Source organism: Myxococcus sp. AB056 (genome assembly GCF_006547365.1).
Classification (GTDB): Bacteria; Myxococcota; Myxococcia; order Myxococcales; family Myxococcaceae; genus Myxococcus; species Myxococcus virescens.
Genome location: NZ_VHLB01000030.1, coordinates 56,070 through 78,363 on the forward strand (window position 1 = coordinate 56,070; position 22,294 = coordinate 78,363).

General features: G+C 68.7%; 17 protein-coding genes. 15 read left to right on the top strand and 2 right to left on the bottom strand.

The window, feature by feature from the left end:
* Positions 1 to 312: 312 nt before the first annotated feature.
* From leuS to lptE, 3 genes are all read left to right on the top strand, one after another.
* A complete protein-coding gene (leuS, locus tag FMP39_RS15680; RefSeq protein WP_141590925.1) occupies positions 313 to 2,814 on the top strand; it encodes a leucine--tRNA ligase in 2,502 nt (833 codons plus the stop codon).
* A gap of 96 nt (positions 2,815 to 2,910) precedes the next feature.
* Positions 2,911 to 3,426, top strand: a complete 516-nt coding sequence (locus FMP39_RS15685; protein WP_228558016.1) for a hypothetical protein — start codon at positions 2,911 to 2,913, stop codon at positions 3,424 to 3,426.
* A gap of 31 nt (positions 3,427 to 3,457) precedes the next feature.
* Positions 3,458 to 3,988, top strand: coding sequence for an LPS assembly lipoprotein LptE (gene lptE / locus FMP39_RS15690; RefSeq protein WP_228558017.1), 531 nt, complete (start codon positions 3,458 to 3,460; stop codon positions 3,986 to 3,988).
* 72 nt (positions 3,989 to 4,060) lie between these two features.
* Here lptE and rpsT read toward each other — a convergent pair whose 3' ends face one another.
* Together rpsT and mazG are read right to left on the bottom strand one after the other, a co-directional pair.
* Entirely contained in the window at positions 4,061 to 4,336 is a 276-nt protein-coding gene (rpsT, locus tag FMP39_RS15695; protein WP_011554729.1) for a 30S ribosomal protein S20, read from the bottom strand.
* A 139-nt stretch (positions 4,337 to 4,475) separates the two neighbouring features.
* The gene (gene mazG / locus FMP39_RS15700; protein WP_141590889.1) at positions 4,476 to 5,666 is read right to left on the bottom strand and encodes a nucleoside triphosphate pyrophosphohydrolase; all 1,191 of its coding nucleotides are present in this window, start codon (positions 5,664 to 5,666) and stop codon (positions 4,476 to 4,478) included.
* 116 nt (positions 5,667 to 5,782) lie between these two features.
* On the opposite strand from mazG, the gene FMP39_RS15705 reads away from it, so the two are divergent.
* The 12 genes from FMP39_RS15705 to FMP39_RS15760 all read left to right on the top strand — a co-directional run bounded on the left by FMP39_RS15705 (position 5,783) and on the right by FMP39_RS15760 (position 22,207).
* Positions 5,783 to 7,990: a hypothetical protein gene (locus tag FMP39_RS15705; RefSeq protein ID WP_228558018.1), complete on the top strand. Its 2,208-nt coding sequence runs from the start codon at positions 5,783 to 5,785 to the stop codon at positions 7,988 to 7,990.
* A 6-nt stretch (positions 7,991 to 7,996) separates the two neighbouring features.
* Positions 7,997 to 9,112, top strand: coding sequence for a DUF4388 domain-containing protein (locus FMP39_RS15710; protein ID WP_141590894.1), 1,116 nt, complete (start codon positions 7,997 to 7,999; stop codon positions 9,110 to 9,112).
* 87 nt (positions 9,113 to 9,199) lie between these two features.
* Positions 9,200 to 10,285, top strand: coding sequence for a PhoH family protein (locus FMP39_RS15715; protein ID WP_141590897.1), 1,086 nt, complete (start codon positions 9,200 to 9,202; stop codon positions 10,283 to 10,285).
* Between the two features lie 133 nt (positions 10,286 to 10,418).
* Positions 10,419 to 12,929, top strand: a complete 2,511-nt coding sequence (locus tag FMP39_RS15720; RefSeq protein WP_194858414.1) for an HD family phosphohydrolase — start codon at positions 10,419 to 10,421, stop codon at positions 12,927 to 12,929.
* A complete protein-coding gene (ybeY, locus tag FMP39_RS15725) occupies positions 12,926 to 13,810 on the top strand; it encodes an rRNA maturation RNase YbeY (protein WP_186817935.1) in 885 nt (294 codons plus the stop codon). Before FMP39_RS15720 ends, ybeY begins: the two co-directional genes overlap by 4 nt.
* Positions 13,811 to 13,909: 99 nt before the next feature.
* A complete protein-coding gene (locus FMP39_RS15730) occupies positions 13,910 to 15,232 on the top strand; it encodes a DUF4105 domain-containing protein (RefSeq protein WP_141590902.1) in 1,323 nt (440 codons plus the stop codon).
* 18 nt (positions 15,233 to 15,250) lie between these two features.
* Positions 15,251 to 16,373, top strand: a protein-coding gene (prfB, locus tag FMP39_RS15735; protein WP_228558019.1) for a peptide chain release factor 2 whose coding sequence is annotated in 2 segments (ribosomal slippage) — positions 15,251 to 15,319 and positions 15,321 to 16,373 — 1,122 coding nt in all. Because the reading frame shifts where the segments join, the coding sequence is not laid out codon by codon here.
* Between the two features lie 140 nt (positions 16,374 to 16,513).
* Entirely contained in the window at positions 16,514 to 17,140 is a 627-nt protein-coding gene (locus FMP39_RS15740; protein ID WP_141590906.1) for an RNA polymerase sigma factor, read from the top strand.
* 38 nt (positions 17,141 to 17,178) lie between these two features.
* Complete coding sequence (locus FMP39_RS15745; protein ID WP_090495551.1) at positions 17,179 to 17,520, top strand: anti-sigma factor; 342 nt, start codon at positions 17,179 to 17,181, stop codon at positions 17,518 to 17,520.
* A gap of 74 nt (positions 17,521 to 17,594) precedes the next feature.
* Positions 17,595 to 19,148 (top strand): lysine--tRNA ligase, encoded by a 1,554-nt coding sequence (lysS, locus tag FMP39_RS15750; RefSeq protein WP_141590908.1) that lies wholly within the window; start codon positions 17,595 to 17,597, stop codon positions 19,146 to 19,148.
* Between the two features lie 12 nt (positions 19,149 to 19,160).
* Complete coding sequence (locus tag FMP39_RS15755) at positions 19,161 to 21,530, top strand: ABC transporter permease (protein ID WP_141590911.1); 2,370 nt, start codon at positions 19,161 to 19,163, stop codon at positions 21,528 to 21,530.
* Positions 21,531 to 21,532: 2 nt separating this feature from the next.
* Positions 21,533 to 22,207: an ABC transporter ATP-binding protein gene (locus FMP39_RS15760; protein WP_090495491.1), complete on the top strand. Its 675-nt coding sequence runs from the start codon at positions 21,533 to 21,535 to the stop codon at positions 22,205 to 22,207.
* Positions 22,208 to 22,294 lie beyond the last annotated feature (87 nt).

Here is a 22,294-nt window from a genome sequence, read left to right on the forward strand (position 1 = left end):
TGGACGGCTCCCCCCAAGGCAGGATGCCGGTGAGGCGAATCGTCACTGGCTCAACGATTGGCCGTCAACGGCATATCCTCACTTTTATTGTTAATCTTTGAATTCATGTTGGCGGGAATGTTTGCCTGCCGCTGGAGCCCGCTGGACTTGCGTCTGTCCTCAGCGAGGCTGCTGCGCGTCTAGGGCCTGCGCTGCAGCCAGGCCCCGGGGCCGCCCGTCAGCCGATCCTGGGGCCGCCGTCCGTTCGGGACGGATTTCTCCGGGCGAGACTGTTGCCTGGGGCACGTCCCTCCTCTAAGAGACTCGATGGGTATGGTGATGAACGAGCGTTACGAGCCGCAGGCGATTGAAGGTAAGTGGCAGACCCGTTGGGACGACGCGGGCATCTTCCGGGCAGGCAGCCGCCCCGGTGCACCCAAGAAGTACGTGCTCGAGATGCTGCCGTACCCCAGCGGGAAGATGCACATGGGGCATGTCCGCAACTACCTGCTCGGGGACGTGTACGCGCGTTACTTCCGGATGAAGGGCTTCGACGTGCTGCATCCCATGGGCTGGGATGCGCTCGGCCTGCCGGCCGAGAACGCGGCCATCAAGGACGGCGTGCACCCGGCGGTGCGCACGGCCGAGAACATCGCGTCCTTCAAGAAGGAAATCAAAAGCCTGGGCTACTGCTACGACTGGGAGCGCGAGGTCAACACCAGCGATCCCGAGTACTACCGCTGGAATCAGTGGTTCTTCATCCAGATGCTGGAGCGTGGGCTCGTCTATCGCCGCTTCAGCAAGGTGAACTGGTGTACCGGCTGCCACACCGTCATCGCCAACGAGCAGGTGAAGGACGGCGTCTGCGAGCGCTGCGACTCCCCCGTGGTGGACAAGGAGATGCCCGAGTGGGCGTTCCGCATCACCCGGTTTTCGCAGGAGTTGCTGGACGCGCTGGACACACTCAAGGAGTGGCCCCACCGCATCACCGCCGCGCAGCGGAACTGGATTGGCCGTTCGGACGGTGCCGAGGCCGACTTCCGCGTGCAGGGGCACGACGCCGCGCTGCGCGTGTTCACCACCCGCATCGACACCATCTTCGGCTGCACCTACGTGGTGCTGGCGCCAGACCACGAACTGGTGGCCCAGGTGACGACGCCGGAGCGCCGCGCGGAGGTGGAAGCCTTCGCCAAGCGCATGGCCGCCCAGTCCAAGACGGAGCGCCTGGGCGAGGGCGCGGAGAAGGAGGGCGTCTTTACGGGCGCCTACGCGGAGAATCCCTTCACCGGCCAGGCGGTCCCCATCTGGATCGCCAACTTCGTGCTGAGCGACTACGGCACCGGCGCGGTGATGAGCGTGCCCGCGCATGACGAGCGCGACTTCGCCTTCGCGCGCAAGTACAGCCTGCCAGTGAAGGTCGTCATCCAGCCCGCGTCCGGTGACAAGCTCCCGCCGGGTGACAAGCTGGAGGCGGCCTATACGGAGTATGGCGTGCTGGAGGACTCGGGCGCCTACACGGGCCAGATGTCCGAGCAGGCGCGCCAGGCCATGGCCGCGGCGCTGGAGAAGGACGGCAAGGGCAAGGCGACGGTGACGTACCGCCAGAAGGACTGGGGTTTCAGCCGCCAGCGCTACTGGGGCACGCCCATCCCCATCGTCTACTGCGAGAAGTGCGACCCGGACCGCAACGGCATCCCGGTGCCGGTGGCGCAGCTGCCCGTGCGCATGCCGGAGATCGACACCCAGGCGGTGCTCACCGGCAAGGGCGAGCCGCCGCTGGCGAAGGTGGCCTCGTGGGTGAACACCCCGTGTCCGAAGTGCGGCGGGCCTGCCCGGCGCGAAGCGGAGACGATGGACACCTTCGTTGACTCCTGCTGGTACTTCGCGCGCTACCTGTCCCCGCACTACGACGCGGCTCCGTTCGACCCGAAGGAGGCCCAGCGCTTCCTGCCCGTGGACATCTACGTGGGTGGTCCCGAGCACGCGGTGATGCACCTGCTCTATTTCCGCTTCTGGACGCGGGTGATGAAGCTGTTGGGGCTGAGCCCCGTGGATGAGCCCGTCAAGCGGCTCATCACCCAGGGCATCGTCAACGGTCCGGATGGCCGGAAGATGTCCAAGCGCTGGGGCAACGTGGTGGCGCCGGCCTCCATCGTCCAGAAGTACGGCGCGGACACTGCGCGGGCCTACGTGCTGTTCGCGGGCCCGCCGGAGCGGGACTTCGACTGGTCCGATGAGCAGGTGGAGGGCGTGTTCCGCTTCCTCAAGCGCGTCTGGGCGCTGGCCGCCACGCACCAGGCGGCGGCCGCGGGTGCCACCCACGACGGGCCCTACGAGGGCAAGGCGCTGGAGATCCTCCGCGCCGCCCACAAGACGCTCAAGCGGGTGGGGGAGGCCATCGAGCGCCTGTCCTTCAACACGGCCATCGCCGGCATCATGGAAGGTCTCAACGCGCTCTACGCTCAGGGGACACCTGAGACGGCCGCGGAGAAGGCCGCCATGGCGGAGGCCGTGCGGTTGCTGGCGGTGGTGCTCACGCCGTTCACGCCGCACATCGCGGACGAAATCGCGGAGGCCTATGGCAGCAAGGACTTCACCGTCGCGCAGTCCTGGCCGGAGTTCGATCCGGCGCTGGTGGTGGACGACGTCATCCCCTACGCCGTGCAGGTGAACGGCAAGCTGCGCGCGGAGATTCGCGTGGCGGCGGACGCGGGGGAGGCGGATGTTCGCGCCGCGGCGGAAGCGGACGAAAAGGTCCAGGCGGCCCTGGCGGGGAAGACGCTGCGCAAGTTCGTCTTCGTCCCCAAGCGCCTCGTGAACTTCGTCGCGACCTGAGTGGGGACCCGGGTGCCGGCCGAGGTCCTCATCATGTGTGGTGCATGTGGGCGGCCCCAACCTGCGGGCCGCCCGCGGTGCATTGCCTGCGAGGCCGTGCTTCCCGAAGCCCCTCTTCCCGGGGGACCGGCAGCGGAGGAGCCGTTCTTCGTCGCGGACCTGGGCGGAGGGCGCATGCTTTCCGGCCAGGGGACGCGGCTCTTCTATCAACCGCACCCGTCGGTCATGGTGCCTCCCGTGGAGTTGGACTCGCTGCGGGAGGCGCGGCTGGAGTCGCGCTACTTCCGGGAGGCGCTGGCGTTGACCGTCTTCGCCTTGCTGGGCCTGTGGGCGCAGCCCGTCGCGCTGAAGGTGCTGGGGCTGGGCATGGCGGCGCTGGGCGGCCTGCTGGCGTTGACGTGCCGTTCACACGGGCTCGTCCTGGTGCCTCGGCAGGGGGCGCAGGTGCGCTGGCCCCTGGGGTTGGCGCGGCGGGGCTCTCCTCGGGACACGCGGCTGTTGGCGGCGTGGATGTCGCTGGCGGAGGCCCTGCGGGTGCGCGGCGTGGCTGTCGACGGCGAGTCGTCACCGCCGCCGCCTCCGCCGACACAAGACGGTGGCCCTCTGTCTTGACGGGCCGATCGGGCCGGGTAGGGTGCCGCGCATGTCGCGACCCTGCGCTGTCGGACCCCGGCGTCTTCGCATTGGCGTGGTGGTGGGAATGTGGGTAGCCGCGGGCTGTGGCTACCGCCTGGCGCCTCGCGGAGACGGTCTCCCGGCTGGCGTGACGTCCCTCTGCGCGCCTGTCTTCGTCAACGCCACGCCCGAGCCCACGCTGGAAACGGTCTTCACGCGCTTCCTACGGCAGGAGCTGATCCGCGTGGGCCGGCTGGGCAGCGCGGAGTCCTGCGACGGGCGCATGGAGGGCACGGTGCTGTCGGTGGCGAACACGCCCACGACCGTCGTTGGCAAGAGCACCAGCCCGGGCTTCTTCTTCCGCGTCTCCGCTCGGGCGCAACTCCGCGTGGTGAAGGACGGACAGGTCCTCAAGCAGACGGAGGTCTTCGGTTCGGAGGACTATGTGCTGGGAAGCGGAGACATCCTGGAGGCGGAGGCGAACCGGCAGGTCGCGCTCGAGCGCCTCGCGGAGGTCTTGATGCGGGATGGGTACGACCGGCTCGCGGGCGCCTGGTGAGGAGGCAAGAGCCTCCTCCCGGCAGCCTGCACGAATGAAGCAGGGCCACGCGAGGTGGCCCCGAGGCTTCGACTAGGCCTGCGCGCGGGCGGCCTTGGTGGCGGCCTTCGCGAGACGCGAGATGCGGCGGGAAGCGGTGCGCTTGTGCAGCACGCCCTTGGTGGCGGCCTTGCTCAGCGCCTTGGCGGCCGACTTGATGGCGTCCGTCATCTTCGCCCCATCCTTGCTGCCGAGCGCCTCGCGGGCGGACTTGACGGCGGTCTTCACCTCACCGCGCACGGTGACGTTGCGCGCGCGGCGCTTCAGGGACTGACGGTGACGCTTCTCTGCGGACTTGGTGTTGGCCAAGAGAAATCTCCAGCGGTAATGGCAGGCTAAAAGAGGGGCCGTCCTTACTGCGACGCCTCGCAGGCGTCAAGGCGGGTGTGGGCCTCCAGCCGGGATTTCCAGGCTCTGGACGCCCCGCCGAGGGCACCTGCGAGGAAAATCACTCTACCGAAGTCGTATATTCCCACACCAGCCCCGCGGGATCTTGAAAGGTGAGCCGGCCGGCCTGGTGCTGGATCAGCCGACTCCCCGGAATCTCCGCGAGGATGCCGGGGAGCCGCTCCACCGCCGCAAGGGAGGGGGCCGTCAGGCTCAGCCGCAGGCCCGTCGTGGGCGTCCCGGTCGCTTCGAAGGCGATCAGAATGCCCCCGTCCTCATAGAGGGCCTGATACGCCGCCGGAGCCCGTCGGGTGATCCACCCCAGCCGCGGAGCCAGGGCGTCCCAGAAGGCGCGCTGCGCGGGAAGATCCGCCACGCCCAGCCTCAGCGTGGTGACGGGCGCGCGAGGAACCCACGTCGGAGACGGCAGGGCCTTTTCTCGCGCCTTGGCCTCCTGCCAGTGGCGCTCCATGTGCTCCAGGGTGGCATCCCCCAGGGCGACACCCTCGGCGCGGAGGGCGGACTCGATGTGCTGGAAGCGGGCGGTGAAGCGGCGGATGGCCATCCGCAGCGCGTCCTCGGCGGGGGCTCCGACGAAGCGCGCGAGGTTGGCGAGCGAGAACAGCACGTCCCCCAGTTCGTGCTCGATGGCATCCCGATCATTCGCGGCGATGGCCTCGTCCAGCTCCCCCAGCTCCTCCGTCAGCTTGGCGCGCACGCTGGCGACGTCCGGCCAGTCAAAGCCGATGCGGCTGGCCTTCTCCGTGAGCCGCTCGGCGCGCATCAGCGCCGGGGCGGCGACGGGGACACCGTCCAGCACCGAGCCTTCCCGGCCCGTCTTGCGCTTCTTCTCCGCGGCCTTCAGCTTGGCCCAGTTGTCCAGGACCTGCTCGGCGCCTTCCATGCGCTGGCCGTCGCCGAAGACGTGGGGGTGCCGGCTGACCAGCTTGTCACCAATGGCCTTCGCCACGTCGGCCAGGGAGAACTCCCCAAGCTCCGAGGCGAGCTGGGCGTGGAAGACAATCTGGAAAAGAAGGTCTCCCAGTTCTTCGCAGAAGGTCCGCCAGGAGCCGCCGTAGGCGACCCGGTCCATCTCCTCCAGGACCTCGAAGGCCTCTTCCAGGAGGTAGGGCCGCAGCGAGCGCAGGTCCTGTTCGCGATCCCACGGGCAGCCGCCTTCAGCGCGCAGCTTCCGCATGATGTCGACCAGTCGCTCCAGCTCCGCCCCGGGGTTCAGCGTCGTGTCCGCCATGCACGTTCCTGTAGCACGCACGGGTCTGGTGCTGTCCGGCAAACGCGGCAGGTGGGCAGCCGGACTGGCGTTCGTTTTCGCGGTTGGCCCTGGGTCGCCTACAATCCACTCTCTGGATGATCCGCCTGCCGCTTCTTGCCCTCCTTCTCAGTGGCTTCACGCTTCTGGTGCCCGTCGTGGCGTCCGCGCAGCTGGAAGCCCCCACGCGCCTTCCCGAGGTGGATCCAGGCCCCATGGAGCCCGACCTCCGGGATGAGTCCATGGATCCGGTGGATGACGCCGCCTACGCGGAGGACGTGCCGGAAGAAGACGTCCCCGCCGCGGAGGATGCCTCCTCCGAGGACGCCGACGAAGCGCCCGGGGCGCCCGCGCGCAATGTCAGGGCCTCCGAATCTGCCCCCGCCAACGGCCGGACTCCCGCGGCGGCCAGTCCTCCGCCGGTCGAGGAACCCACGGTCATCACCCCCAGGCCGGTGACACTGAGTCCGGTGCTGGCGCCGCGGGTGACGGATGCGGACCTGGAGGCCATCTGGAACCGGTGGCGGCAGGCCCGCGCGACGAATGATCGGGACGCCGCCGCGGCGTCCCTCAAGGAACTGCGGACGTTGCGCGTCGAGCTGGCCGCCACGGACCTGGAGCCCCTGAGCGTGGGCTTCCTGCGCGAAGCGGCCGTGCGTCGCCGCGCGGGGGACATGGCCGGCGCGGTGCGGCTGGCGGAGGTGGCGGTCGAGCTGTCGCCGGGGCTGCCCTATGCGCGCTTCGAACTCGCGGAGCTCTACGCATTGGAGAAGCCGGGCGACGTATCCCGCACGTTGGGGCAGGTGCGGCAGGCACTGGCGACCCTGGTGCAGGATGCCCGCTATCGTCGGCCCGCGTTGGCGGACCTGGGCGCCCTGGTGCTGCTGGCCTGGGGGGCCACGGCGGTGCTGCTGATGGGCTTGTTCTTCCTGCGGAAGCTCCGTTACGCGCTGCATGACTTCCACCATCTGCTGCCGCGAGTCGTCTCCCGGTGGCAGTCCCTGGTCCTGGGGCTGCTGCTCTTGAGCCTGCCGTGGGTGCTGGGGCTGGGCGTGCTGCCCGCGCTGCTGGTGATGCTGGCCACCGTGTCCCTCTATCTCTCGCGCAAGGAGCGGGTCGTGGCGGCGGTGCTGGTGGCGGGCGTGGGGCTCTTGCCGCTGGCGGCGGGGCAGCTCGCGCGTGTCACCGCGTTCGCGGGCACGCCGGCCGAGGACGTGTACCTCCTGGAGCGGGGCGGCCTGTCCGCCGAGGAGGCGCGGGCGCGCGTGCTGGCGCGGATGGAGTCCCGCTCGGCGACGTTCGCGGAGGTCCTGTCGCTGGCGTACTTCGAATCCCGGCGCGGCTTGCTGGAAGAGGCGAGGACGCACTTCAAGGCCGCTTCGGCGCTGAAGAGTTCGGATGCGCGCCTGCTCACGCGCTTCGGCAACACCCTGGTCGCGCTGGGAGACGCGGAGGGGGCGGCGCTGCTCTACGTGCAGGCCTCGCAGTCGGCGCCGGACCTGGCGGCTCCGCACTACAACCTGGCGCAGGTAGTCCGCCGCAGGGCGAAGACGCTGCCGGACTCGGAGGTCGGCAAGGAATTGGATCGCGCCGCCACGGCCATGGCCTCGGCGCAGGCGCTGGATGGAACGCTGCTGGTCCGGGACCCGCCGCCGGAGGACCGGCTGCTCCTCAACCTGCTGCTGCTGGCCCCGCGGCTGGGGGAGTCCGACTGGCTTCCGCTCGCGGATGGCACGGGGGCGGGGCGCCAGGTGGAGACGCAGGTGTCGCGCTGGCTGCTCCCGGGGCTTCCTCCCGGGCCCATGGCCTCCGCGGGGGCCGCGGCGCTGGCGGTGCTGCTGGCCCTGTGGGGCTTCTCGGGGGACCGCTTGAAGGCGGCCAAGGTGTGTGAGCGCTGTGGCCGCGCGGTGTGCGTGCGCTGCGACCCGGAGCTGGGCATCGGCAGCAAGCAATGTGGCCAGTGCGTCAACGTCTTCTCCCGCCGGGGGCTGGTGCCGCAGCAACTGAGGGCGCGCAAGCAGCTCCAGGTGGACCGGCATCAGGCCTGGACGGGCCGCGTGGCGTACGCCCTGGGCGCGGTGCTATCCGGCGCGGGGCACGTGGCCTCGGGTGTGCCGGTCCGCGGCGCGCTGTATGCGTTCGGTTTCCTCTTCGCGCTGGCCGCGGTGCTCCTGCACCAGGGACTGGTGCGAGGGCCCTACGGTGAAGCCCCCCTCTACCTCAAGCTCGCGCCTGCGGCGTTGCTGCTGCTGGGGGTCCACCTGCTGTCGTTGCGCGGTCTGCGCCGTCTGCGGCGGGGGGAGTGAACGGCGATGTCCCTGCAAGGCACCCTGAAGGACTTTGGTATTGGCGACATCCTGCAGCTCATCGGGCAGCAGCAGAAGACGGGCACGCTCCACGTCCGCGCCAAGGACCAGGAAGTGCGCATCGGCTTCAACGATGGCCACATCATCAAGGCGGAGAGCGTCACCCGGAAGCGCAAGGAGCTCATCGGCGCCATGCTGGTGCGCTCGGAGCTCATCACCGAGACGCAGCTCGAGGCGGCCCTGGAGACGCAGCGCCGCACCCTCAAGCGGCTGGGGGACGTGCTCGTCTCCAGCCAGGCCCTCACCGCCGAGCGCTTCCAGGCGATGATGCAGCTTCAGGCCACGGAGACCCTCTACCGTCTCTTCACCTGGAAGTCGGGTACCTACGAATTCATCCAGGAGCCAGTGGAGCCGGACGCGGAAGCCATCCATCCGTTGCGCGCCGAGACGGTGCTCATGGAGGGCTTCCGGATGGTGGATGAGTGGCCGGTCATCCGGCAGAAAATCCACCGCGACGACCTGGTCTTCGAGCGCATCAAGGCCCTGCCTCAGCCGCGCGGAGAAGAGGGTGGGGAGCTGGGCGCCATCGGTCCTTCGGAGCGGCGCATCTACGATGAGCTTTCGCCCGGGAGGGATTTGCGCAAGCTGGTGGACATCTCCTGCCTGGGCGAGTTCGAGACCTGCAAGGCGCTCTACAACCTGGTGAAGGGCGAGTACGTCCGGCCGATACTCCCCGAGGGCGCCCCGGCCCCCGCTCCTGGGGACCAGCGCCTGCTTGCTCGCGTGGCGGGGCCGCTGGGGCGGCTCGTCGCCACCGTGGCGGTGCTGGCGGCGGTGGTGCTGGTGGTTCCCCGGGCCGTGCGCCCGGACCCCGAAGCGGGCGTTGCCGCGGTATTTGCGGACTCAGCGGCCCAACGTCATGTTTCCCAGGCCCAGCGCGTCCGCATCGAGGCCGCGCTCGAGGTGTTTCGCCTGGAACGCGGTGAACTGCCCGAACGTCTGGATTCTTTGGTGCAGGCTGGACTGTTGAAACCGGGCGAACTGAAATACCCGTGGCGGGAAGAGTACTATTACCGGCGGTTGGCCGCTCGGCAGTTCATTCTCCTGCCACCCTTGCGCTAGTCCTGACACAAAGTCGTCTTTCGCGGCCCTGGGGGCGGCGTTACGTTGGTGTCAGCCGTAGCGACATAGACCGAGGAAGAATCCGCATTGCGAAATCCCGCCACGTTGGAAGCGCCCGAAGTGCTTACCGCCTCCGCCAAGGTGGACGTTCGTGACAACGCGACCGCCCTGGCCCTCTGCGGCAACCAGAACGAAAACCTCAAGTTGATGGAGCGGCGCCTCGGAGTCCGGGTGGGACAACGCGGCACCGAGTTCCATCTCTCCGGCCCGTCCGACGCCGTCGCCTTCTCCGTCCGCCTCCTGGAGAACCTGGAGGAGATGATCCGCGCCGGCCGTCCCGTCTACCGGGAGGACGTGGAGCAGGGCATCAAGGTGCTCGGCCGCGGCGCGGAGTCCTTGCAGGAGGTCATGCTGGGCCCGGTGCTCAAGAGCTCCGGCAACCGGCAGATCTCCCCCAAGAGCATCAACCAGAAGCGCTACGTGGACGCGATCCGCTCCCACGACATCGTCTTCGGCATCGGCCCCGCGGGCACGGGCAAGACGTACCTCGCCATGGCCATGGCGGTCGCCTTCCTCCAGGAGCGCAAGGTCAAGCGCATCATCCTGGCGCGCCCCGCGGTGGAGGCGGGTGAGAAGCTGGGCTTCCTGCCAGGAGACCTGCAGGAGAAGGTGAATCCCTACCTGCGGCCGCTCTACGACGCGCTGCACGACATGATGGCGGCCGAGCGCGCCGCGCAACTGCTGGAGCAGGGCGTGGTGGAAGTGGCCCCGCTGGCCTTCATGCGTGGCCGCACGCTCAACGACGCGTTCGTCATCCTGGACGAAGCCCAGAACACGACGGTGGAACAGATGAAGATGTTCCTCACGCGCCTGGGCTACAACAGCAAGGCCGTCATCACCGGTGACGTGACGCAGGTGGACCTGCCCACGGGGAAGATGTCCGGGTTGAACCATGCGCGCGCGGTGCTGAAGAACATCGACGGCATCCACTTCGCGGAGTTCTCGGAGGTGGACGTCGTTCGCCACCCCCTGGTCCAGGAAGTCATCCGCGCCTACGACCGGGCGGACGTCGCCCAGCGCGAAGCCCAGGCGGCCCGGGAAGCAGCAACCGCTGCCGCCCAGGCGTCCATCGCGGCGCCGGCCACCGCCACCGAGCCCGTTGCCGTCGAGTAACGGTGCCAATACCTACTTGCGCCCACCCGCGCGTACCCTGCCGGGCGGGCGTACTCCATCCCACCCTTGCGAATATTCCCAGGCGTTGCGTCCTTGAAGGATCCGCGACGCCTTATCTAGGGTGAGGACCCCCATGGCCGAACCGGAAACGCAGCCCCCTGGGCGCAGTCCACTGGACGCGCTCGCCGAACGCCTCGGATTGGACAACGGCGTCTGGGGGCGCCGCGCCATCCAGGTCCTTCTCCTGCTCGCCGTCTCCATAGGCGCGGGCTTCGTCATCTCACCGGGTCTCTACAGCCAGCAGATTCCGGCGCTGGCGGAGGAGAACCTCGGCAAGCCGTTCCGAGCCAGCTCGCCCGCTGGCTTCAAGGCCGCGCGGGACTACGAGATCGTCCACCGCGCCATGACGCAGCAGCGGCGCCAGGACGCGCGCGCGGCCGTCAAACCGGTGTACGACCTGAACCCCGCCGTCCTGGGGCAGCTGCGGTCGACGGTGAGCTCCGCCTTCGCGTCCATGCGGCTGCATCTGGACGAGCTCGCGGAGGCGCAGTCCGACTCGGAACCCGAGGAGCGCGAAACGCCCCGCCGGCGCAAGCCCGCCGCGTCCCCGGAGATGCTGGAGCTGGAGCGCAGCACCCGCGAGAAGATGCGGGCGGAGCTCCAGGAGCGCTTCTTCGGCAAGCGCGACGCCGTGCTGGAGGCCGAGGACTTCCAGGCGCTCTATGCCACCCGCTTCTCGCAGGAGGCAGAGACGGCCACGCTGCTGGTGCTGGAGCGGGCGTATCGCTCCGAGCGCGGCGCGGTCCATGTGGCGGGCTCTCGGGAGGAGCTGGCGCGGGAGGCGCATCAGGGCCTCACCGTTCGCGACGTGGTGAACAAGGCCGAGGAGTCCCTGTCGGGGGGCTCCACCCAGGTGGTGGACGTCCCCGAGGCGCACCAGGAGATGGAGCGCTTCGCCTCGGTGCCCGGCAACCTGATGCCGGACGCGCCAGGCGTTCAGCGCCGCGCCATCCTCCGGCTGGCCCAGCGGCTGGTTCGGCCGAACCTCACCATCAACATCGCGGAGTCGGACGCGCGCCGGAACCAGGCGGCCCAGGCGGTGAAGGACGCCGTCATCTCCATCAAGAAGGGCCAGCGCGTCATTGGCGACGGTGAGCTGGTCAATGAGTCGCACCTGGTCATCCTGCGCGGCATGCGCGCGGAGACGGACCGGCTGGACCTGGTCCAGCTCCAGGTGGGCGGCACGGGCCTGGTGGGCCTTCTCATCGTCTCGACGTACTTCTTCTGCCGCGCCGCGTTCCGGCGCTTCCGTCCCACGCGCAAGGACGGCGTACTGCTGGGACTGCTGCTGCTGGGCCTGTTGGGCCTGCTGCAAATCTGGGTGTCCATCGCGGACGCGGTGCAGGACCGCTACACCGCGCTGCCCATCGAGGCCTTCTATTACGCCTTCCCGGTGGCGGCCGGCGCCATGCTGGTTCGCTTCATCCTCACGCAGGAGCTGGCGCTCTTCTTCGCGCTCGTCTTCGCCTGTCTCACCGGGGTGATGCTGGGCAACTCGCTGGCCTTCGGCGTCTTCACGCTGGTGGGTTCGCTGGTGGCGGCCGACCGCATCGTGAAGGCGAAGGACCGCGTGGGCATCTTCCGCGCGGGTCTGGTGACGGGCGCGGTGAACCTGGTGGCGGTGCTCTTCCTCTTCCTCGTGGAAGGCAAGGGCCTGTCGGCCGACACCCTCATCACCGCGGTGAGCGCCTTCGCGGGCTCCTCGCTGGCGGTGCCGGTGATGGTGATGGCGCTCACGCCGCTCATCGAGGCCACCTTCGGCTACGCGTCGGACATCAAGCTGCTGGAGCTGGCCAACCTGAACCACCCGGCGCTCAAGGAACTCATCGTCCAAGCGCCCGGCACGTACCACCACTCCATCATCATCGGCTCGCTGGTGGAGAACGCGGCGGAGACGATTGGGGCCAACCCGCTGCTGGCGCGCTCGTGTGCGTACTACCACGACATCGGCAAGGGCCGGAATCCGCTCTACTTCGGGGAGAACCAGAAGGGTGAGAACCGCCATGACGCGCTCGCGCCGGCGATGAGCGCGGTCATCATCAAGCGCCACGTGACGGAGGGCCTGGAGATGGCCCGTCAGTACCGGCTGCCCAAGCTGGTGGCGGATGCGATTCCGCAGCACCACGGCACGCGCACGGTGGGGTACTTCTACCACAAGGCCTTGAAGGAGCAGGAGGGCAAGGAAGGTGCTCCGCCCATCGACGAGAGCATCTACCGCTACCCGGGGCCGAAGCCGCAGTTCCGCGAGGCGGCGCTGGTGATGATCGCCGACGCGGTGGAGGCCTCCACTCGCTCCATGGCGGACCCCACCACGCCCAAGCTCCTCGCGCAGGTGCAGAAGATCATCAACCTCATCTTCTCCGAGGGTCAGCTCGACGAGTGTGACCTGACGCTGAAGGACCTCAACCTCATCTCGCAGTCCTTCCTGCACACGCTCGAGGGCATCTACCACACGCGTCCGGCCTACCCGGCGGGCGCCGTGGGTGGGGGCAAGGCGCCGCCGTTGGTGGTGGCGGGCGCGGTGCATCGGCCTGCGGAAGGCAAGGACGGCAAGGACAAGGCGCGGACCGCGGGGGGCGCATGAGCGCAGCACGAAGGGGCAATGGCGTGAGATTGCGCAAGGGGAAGCTGATTCCCCGTGACGACGGCAAGCGCATCGAGGAGTTCGTGGGCGCGGCCACCACCAGCACGGACTCCGCGTCCGTCGCGCGGATGCTGGCGCCCCCCGGGTGGTCCGAGCCCGCGCAGCGCCCCGAATTCGACGAGGTCGTCATCGTCCTCACGGGCGAGCTGACCATCGTGGTGGAGGGGCGTCGCGAGCGCATCTCCGCGGGCGAGGTCGGACTGGTGCCGCGCGGCAAGCGCGTGGTGTACCGCAACGACGGCCAGGGGGCGTGTGACTACTGGTCGGTGTGTGCGCCCGCGTTCCGCCCGGAGCTGGCGCACATGGAGACGCCCAAGCCCCGCGTGCAGGAGAACCACGTCACCATCCAGGTGGCGCATGGCCAGGGCCGGGACTTCGCGCGCCTGCTGACCACCTGGGCCAGGGCGTACCTGGTGCAACTCGAGCTGTCCGGCGTGGAGCTGTCCCTGTCCCTGGTGGACGACCGGGCCATCCGCCGGCTCAACCGCACCTGGCGCCAGAAGGACAAGGCGACGGACGTGCTGAGCTTCCCCGCGGGCGACCTGCCCAAGGGCACGCCTGGACCGCGCCCGCTGGGGGACGTGGTCATCTCCCTGGACACGGCGAAGCGGCAGGCCAAGGAGTACGGCCGCACGCTGGAGGCGGAGATGGCGCGCTACCTGGCGCATGGCCTGCTCCACCTGCTGGGGCACGACCACGAGCGGCCCCGGGACGCCAAGCGCATGGCGGCCCTGGAGGAACAGCTCCTGGGCGAGCGGGGCATGGTGGCGGACTCGCTCCAGGTGGATGCCAAGGCCCGCCGCGCTCGCAGCCTCATGTAGGCCCTCCGCCGGCTCCCCGCTGGACAATCCAGTATCCATCCCGTTGAGCCGGGCGGCGTGCGTGATAGGTAGGCGGCCTCCCGCGTGTTGGACCAAGCCATGCTCCGCCCATCACTCATCGCCTCCTGCCTGCTCGGCCTGCTGCTCCTGGCGGCGCCCGCGCGCGCGGCCTCCATGCCGCCGTGGGGCACGGGAGAAAGCCAGGGCGAGGACCTGGCCATCCTCCTGGTGACGTTCAGTCCCGGGGATGACGTGCCGTCCTGGTGGGGCCACGGCTCGCTGGTGGTGGAGGACCGGCGGCGGCAGATGTCGCGCCTCTACAACTACGGCATGTTCTCCTTCGACGAGGCCATGCTCGCGCGCTTCGCCATGGGCCGGCTGGAGTTCTGGGTGGGCCAGTCGTCGGTGGCCGGCACCTTCCGCTACTACCAGGCCGAGGACCGCGACGTCCGCGTGCAGGAGCTCAACCTCACGCCCGAGCAACGCGTCATCGTGGCGAAGCGGCTGGCGGAGAACGTGCTGCCGGAGAACCGCGAGTACCTGTACCACCACTACAACGACAACTGCGTCACGCGGCTGCGGGACATGATTGACGTGGCCACGGGCGGCCAGCTCCGCGAGGCGGACCGGGCACCGGGGCGGATGACGCTGCGCGAGCACACCCGTCGCTACACCGCGGTGAACGCGCCCATGAGCGTGCTGCTCGACTTCATGATGAACGACGAGATCGACCGTCCCATCACGAAGTGGGAGGAGGCCTTCCTTCCGGATGAGCTGGAGGCTCAGGTCGCGGCGCTCCAGGTGAAGGGCGCGGACGGGCAAACGGCGTCGCTCGCGGCGAAGAGCTGGAACTACTACGAGTCCTCCACGCGTCGGCGTCCGCCGGCGGAGCCTCCCCCGTGGGGCCCGTGGATTCTCGCGTTGGGCCTGGCCCTGGGAGGCCTGGCGGTCGGGCTGGCGGTGTGGGAGCGCCAGCGGGGCAGCCGCGTGGCCCGCCTGCTGCTCGGGCTGGAGAACGCCGTGGTGGGGCTGGCGCTCGGGTTGCCGGGCACCGCGCTGTTCATCATGGGGTGGGTGACGGACCACACGGTGACGTACCGCAACGAGAATCTCTTCCTGGCCAACCCGCTGACGCTGCTGGCGCTGCCCTTCGGCGTGGCGCTGACATGGGGCAGCCAGAAGGCCCGCACGCGCCTGTTCAAGGTGTGGACGCTGCTCGCCGCGCTGGGCGTGCTGGGCGTGGTGCTCAAGGTGTTGCCGCCCTTCGACCAGGACAACTGGCGGCTCATCGCGCTCATCCTGCCCATCTCCCTGGGCATGGCGGGCGCATTCGGTCTGGATCGAGTACTGGCGCGCCTCCCCAGGGCGAACCGCGCGTCAGCCGGACGGCGGGATGCCGTCGCATCGCTGAAGACTCCCTAGAGGATACGGAAAGAAGCCATGGCGAACGATTCGATGGAGAAGATCAACGGCCTCAGGGAGCGTGTGTTGGCGCTCCGGGGGCATCTTTGACCTCGACCGCAAGCGGTCCCGCATCGCGCTGATTGAACGCGACTCCACGCTGCCCACCTTCTGGGACGACAACACCAAGGCGCAGGCGCTCTTGAAGGAGAAGTCCACGCTGGAGGCCAGCGTCGGCGCCTACGACAAGGTGATGCGCGGCCTGGATGACGCGCAGGTGCTCTTCGAGCTGGCCGCCGAGGCCAACGACGAGGCCACCACCCAGGAGGCGGAAGGCTCCCTCACGGGGCTGGAGGGCGACGTCGCCAAGCTGGAGCTGGCGCGCATGCTGTCCGGCGAGCAGGACCGCAGCAGCTGCTTCATGGACATCAACGCCGGCGCCGGTGGCACGGACTCCATGGACTGGGCGGCCATGCTCCTGCGCATGTACACCCGCTACTGCGAGAACAAGGGCTGGAAGGTCGAAATCAACGACGAGGTGCCGGGGGAAGAGGCGGGCTTCAAGAACGTCTCCCTGCGCATCGAAGGTGACTTCGCCTACGGCTACCTGAAGGCGGAAGTGGGCGTGCACCGGCTGGTGCGGATTTCGCCCTTCGACGCCAACGCGCGCCGGCAGACGGCCTTCGCGTCCGTGGACGTCTATCCGGAGGTGGATGACACCATCCAGATCGACATCCCGGAGAAGGACATCGACTTGAAGTTCATCCGCGGCGGCGGCGCGGGCGGCCAGAAGGTGAACAAGACGTCGTCCACCGCGCAGCTGCGCCACCTGCCCACCGGCATCATCATCACCTGCCAGACGGAGCGCTCGCAGTCGGCCAACAAGGACATGGCCTTCAAGATTCTGCGGGGTCGCCTGTACGAACTGGAGATGAAGAAGCGCGAGGCCGCGCGCGACGCCGCCGAGGCGCAGAAGAAGGACATCTCCTTCGGCTCGCAGATCCGCTCCTACGTCATGGCGCCGTACCGCATGGTCAAGGACCTGCGCACCGGCATCGAGACGGGCAACGTGGACGCCGTGCTGGATGGGGACCTGGAGGAGTTCGTCACCGCCCAGTTGCTGGGCGTGAAGAACCCCAACCGCAGCGCGGGCGCGGACTAGGCGCCGCGCCTCACCGTTTCCTCGCCTTCGCCCGGAACCTTTTCCGCGGCCCTGCTGTCGGAGGGCCGCGGGGCAGGGGACCAAGGTAGGCTGAGGGACGGTGGCACCTCCTGCGGAGGGGCTGTCGCGGGAGGACACGCGTGTCATCGGGCGGCGTGCTCGAAATCGGACAGGAAGAGGCCGCCGCGGACGCGTCCGAGTCGCGCCGGAAGGACGCGGCGCTGCTGGCCCGGCTGCGCCGGGGTGAGCCGGACGCCTTCGAGCTGCTGGTGCGCACCCACCAGGACCGGCTCTACGATTTCTGCGTCCGCATGGTGGGAGATCGTGAGGAAGCTCACGACCTGGTGCAGGAAATCTTCGTCAGCGTGCACCAGAACGTCCGCCGCTTCCGCGAGGACTCGAAGCTGTCCACCTGGCTGTTCCGCATCACCCGCAACCACTGCATCAACCGGCTCAAGTACCTGAAGCGCCGGGGCCGGGGCCGCTCCGAAGTGTTCGACGAGGCCGCGGCCCTGCTCTCCGAAGGCGGGGGCACCGCGCCCGGCCCGGATGCGGCCCTGGAATCCGCGCGTGAGCGCGCCCGGGTGCAGTGGGCCATCTCCCAACTGGAGCCGGACGCGCGCATGCTGGTGGCGCTGCGCGACATCGAAGGCCTCAGCTACGACGAAATCATCGACATCACCGAGCTACCGGAGGGCACGGTGAAGAGCCGGCTCCACCGGGCCCGGGAAAAGCTGGCGGACCTCCTGGGGCGGCTTGAGCCATGAACGGCATTCATCGCAGACTGCGGGACGTGGAACCGCGGATGAACCATCGCGAGGCGAGGGCCCTGTTCCTCGCGCTCGCCGACGACGAGCTTCCCGCCCCCAAGGCGCAGGAGGTTCGCACCCACCTGGACGGCTGCGACGACTGCCGCCAGGGCTGGCAGCGCTATTCCAGCACGGTGCAGCGGCTCCAGCGCGTGGAGCGTGAGAAGGCCCCACCCGCGCTCGCCTCCCTGGTGATGAACCGGGTGCGCCGCAAGCGCCGCTTCGGTCTGCGGGGCCTGCACACCCTGCACATGAACCACCGGCTCCCGGTGGAGGTCCTCATCCCGCTGCTGCTGGCGGCCGCCGTGGCCGCCTTCCTGGTGATGGTCGCTCCCTGAGCGGCCATCCGCTGTGTTGCGTTGCTTCCCGGGGGAGGCTTGGCTACGGTGCCGCGCCTTTGGGAAAGCGCGTCATGGCCGAGACCGAAAACAAGAGCGAGAAGAGTGCGGGCGAGGGCGACCTCGGGACGAAGGAACAGGAAATCTACGACCAGCGGCTGGAGAAGGCCGCGAAGTGGCGCGAGGCCGGCTTCAATCCGTACGGCAACGGCTACCGTCCCCAGCACCAGGCCGCCGAAATCCACGAGAAGCACGCCGCTCAGTCCGCCGAGGAAATCGAGCAGGCTGCGCCTCCGCCCTATGACGTCGCCGGCCGCATCGTGGCCATGCGCTCCTTCGGCAAGGCCGCCTTCATCAAGCTGCGCGACCGCTCGGGCGAAATCCAGGTCCACATGAAGAAGGACGCCTTGGGGGACTCCTATGAGACCTTCAAGCTCTGTGACTTGGGCGACTTCCTGGCCGCCACCGGTCCGGTGTTCCGTTCGAAGACGGGTGAGCTCACGCTCTCCGCCACGAAGTTCACCCCCCTCACCAAGTCCCTGCGCCCCCTGCCGGAGAAGTGGCACGGCCTGACGGACGTGGAGGTTCGCTACCGTCAGCGGTACCTGGACCTCGTGTCCAACCCGGACGTGAAGCAGACCTTCCTCCGGCGCAACAAGCTCATCCGCTTCATCCGCAACTTCCTCGACACGCGTGACTTCGTCGAGGTCGAGACGCCGATGATGCACCCGCTCGTGTCCGGCGCGGCGGCGCGGCCCTTCACCACGCACCACAACGCGCTCGACATCGACCTGTACATGCGCATCGCCCCGGAGCTGTATCTCAAGCGCCTGGTGGTGGGCGGCCTGGAGCGCGTCTACGAGGTCAACCGCAACTTCCGCAACGAAGGCATCAGCACCCGGCACAACCCCGAGTTCACGATGCTGGAGTTCTATCAGGCGTACGCCACGTACGAGGACCTGATGGACCTCTCCGAGGAGATGATTTCGGAGGCCGCCAAGGCTGTCACCGGCGACACGAAGGTGAAGTACGGCGACCACGTGCTCGACTTCGGCAAGGGCTGGAAGCGCATCTCCATGACGGAGGCCATCCGCGAGGTGGTGAGCGGCCTGTCCGACAAGGACATGGCGGACGCGGACCGGCTGCGCCACGAGCTGCTCAAGACGAGCCACTCGGAGGCCGAGCGGCGGGCCATCGACACCATGAATCACGGTGAGCTGGTGGGCGCGCTCTTCGAGCACCACGTCGAGCACACGCTCATCCATCCCACCTTCATCACCCATTTCCCCACCGCCGTCTCGCCGCTGGCCCGGCGCAATGACCAGAACCCGGACGTGACGGACCGCTTCGAGCTGTACGTGGCGGGCCGCGAAATCGCGAACGCCTTCTCCGAGCTGAACGACCCGCTGGACCAGAAGGGCCGCTTCCAGGCTCAGCTGGACGCGAAGCAGCGGGGCCAGCAGGAGACCATGGACTACGACGAGGACTACATCCGGGCCCTCGAGCACGGCATGCCGCCCACCGCCGGTGAAGGCATCGGGATTGATCGGCTCGCCATGCTGTTCACGGATTCGCAGAGCATCCGGGACGTCATCCTGTTTCCCCTCCTCAAGCCACTGGCGAAGTAGCCAGGAGGCCGCGTGCACTCCGCCGAACGGCAGACCGTCCATCGCTGGACCTTCATCTGGATTGGGGCGCTGGTCGCCCTGGTGGGCTTCAGCCTGCTCGGGGTGGCGCTCACGTCCTCTCAAGCCTGGCTGGAGACCAGCTCCTCCCTGGGGCTGTCCCTGCTGGGGTGGGGCGGGCTGGTCCAGGCCCTCAACGCGCTGCTGCTCGTGTCGGAGCAGCCGGTCGCGCCGGTGCCCAACACGGGCCTCCTCGTCGCGGGCTCCGTCGTCTGGCTCGCGGGGTGGGCGCTCATCGCCGCCGGCATCCGCCGCGCGCCGGAGCCCACCGAAGGGCCCAGCCCGGCCGCGGGCGCCACGCTGTACCCGCGCCTGGCGCGCTACCGGGACTTCTACTGGAGCACCCTGGGCGCCTACGGCGGCGGCATGCTGCTGGCGGAGGTGGTCCTCGTCCTCCTGCAGACGGTGCTGTCCAGCGGCGTGTCCGCCACGGAGCTGGGCTCGGCGGGGAAGGGCGCCAGCGGCGGCTTGTCGCTGCCGCCCACCGGGGCCTTCGCCATCGCGCTGCTCGCGGGTGGCATGGTGGCCTTCATCTCCGGCTTCATCGGCGCGTCGCGCGCGCAGCGGCTGTCGCTGCCCGAGGCCACCATCGGCGTGCTGTACCTGGGCCTGCCCATCCCCATCGTCCTCACGTTGATGGAGCGGCTGCCCGGGCTGCAGCTCGCGCTGGGCTACCGGCTGCGCGAGGTGACGTACGTCGCGGGGCTGATTGGCCGCCCGGAGCTGGGGTACTGGCTCGTCTTCACCTTCCTGGTGCTGGCGCTGGTGCTGGGCATCAACACCGGCTTCATCGCCGCCGGCAGCGGCCGGGTGGACCTGAAGCTGGGGTTCGAGCTCTTCGTCGCGCGCCGGCACGTGGCGGTGTTCCGGCCGTCGCTGCTGCTGGGGACGCTGGCGGTGCTGATGCTCGGCATCATCCCCCCACTGCTCATCTACTTCATCATTCGCTCGGCGGAAGCGGCCGTGGAGCGCACCCGCATCCGCGAACTGGGCCTGAAGGACCCGTTGGCGGCCGCCTCCGACCTCAACCGCCTCAAGCTTCGGGAGCAGTCGCCCACCATGATGATGACCGCCCTGTCCGTGGGCGGCGTTGGCGTGGGCGTGATGGCGCTCATCATCGTGCTGTCGGTGATGAGCGGCTTCGAGGCCGACCTGCAGCAGAAGATCCTGGGCACCAACGCGCACGCCGTGGTGTCCAAGTACGCGGGCGACCTGCCCGAGTACGCCAAGGTCATGGAGTCCGTCCGCAAGGTGCCCGGCGTCGTGGGACAGACGCCCTTCATCATCAACCAGGTGATGATTGCGTCCGAGGGCAACGTGGACGGCGTCATCATCAAGGGCATCGACCCGGGCACGGTGGGCGAGGTGACGGACCTGCCCAAGAACATCCTCGGTGGCGGCTCGCTCGACATCCTCTACACGCCGGAGAAGATCGTCCACCGCGGCCTGCCGGACGAGGAGCCCGCGGAGGAGAGCGGGGTCGAGGAGGACGACATCATCCGCCGCTCCGGGACGCCCAAGAAGGCGCCGGTGCTGCCGGGCATCGTCATTGGCCGTGAGCTGGCGGCGTCGCTGCGCGTGGTGGTGGGAGACCGGGTGAACGTCGTCTCCCCGCTGGGCACCGAGCTGGGGCCGTCCGGCCCGATTCCGAAGAGCCGCGCCTTCCGCGTGGCGGCCATCTTCTACTCGGGCATGTACGAGTACGACTCCAAGTTCGTCTACATCCTCCTCAAGGAAGCCCAGGACTTCTTCGACGTGAAGGGGGCCACGGGCATCGAGCTGAAGGTGGCGGACATCGACGATGCGCGGCGCATCGCCTCGCAGGTCGTGAAGGTGCTGGGCGGCTACCCCTACCGGGCACGCGACTGGGGAGAGATGAACAAGAACCTCTTCTCCGCGCTGCGCCTGGAGAAGCTGGTGATGGGCATCATCCTCTCCATCATCATCATCGTGGCCGCGGGCCTCATCGTCGCCACCGTCATCATGCTGGTGCTGGAGAAGCGGAAGGAGATTTCCGTCCTCAAGGCACTGGGCGTCCCCGATGGCGGCATCGTGAAGATATTCCTCGCGGAGGGCCTGCAGATTGGCGTCGCGGGCGGCTTCCTCGGTCTGATTTCCGGCCTGTCCTGGTGCGTCTTCATCGAGAAGGTCGGCATCAAGCTGGACCCGGACGTCTATTACATCCCGGCGGTGCCGGTGCGCGTCGAGCCGGTGCAGACCGTGCTGGCCGTCGTCATCGCGGTGCTCGTCACCTACCTCGCCTCCATCTACCCGGCCCTCAAGGCCAGCAGTGTGGAGCCGGTGGAAGGCCTCAAGGCGGAGTAGCCATGGCGCTCTTGTCCATCCGCAACGTCTTCAAGAGCTACTTCCTGCACGGCAAGCGCATCGACATCCTTCGAGGCGTGTCGCTGGACATCCAGCGGGGAGAGCTCGTCTCGCTGGTGGGCGCGTCCGGGGCGGGGAAGAGCACCTTCCTGCACGTCCTGGGCACCCTGGATGCCCCGGCCGCCGGCGAGGTGATGTTCGAGGGCCGCGCGGTGTTCTCCATGAACGACGCGGAGATCGCCGAGTTCCGGAACCAGACCATCGGCTTCGTCTTCCAGAGCCACTTCCTCTTGCCGGAGTTCACCGCCCTGGAGAACGTCGCCATGCCCGCCCTCATCCGGCGACAGGACCGCACCGCCGCCTACGCCTATGCCCGTGAACTGCTGGAGCGGGTGGGACTGGGACACCGCGTGGACCACCGTCCAGGGGAACTGTCGGGTGGTGAGGCCCAGCGCGTGGCCCTGGCGCGCGCCCTGGTGCTCAAGCCCGCGGTGTTGCTGGCGGACGAGCCCACCGGCAACCTCGACCCGGCGACGGGCGAGGGCATCCACCAGCTCCTTCGGGAGGTCAACCGCGAGCAAGGCATCACGGCCGTGGTCGTCACCCACAACGAGACGCTTGCCCGCTCCATGCCCCGCCGCCTCCGGTTGGCCGGGGGCGAGGTGTCGGAGGCGTGATGTCCTGGCAATTTTGCATTGAGGCCCTGATGGGCCTTCCCGTAGATTGCCCCGCCTTTTCCTGGCCGGTCTCCCCTTGAGGCACCC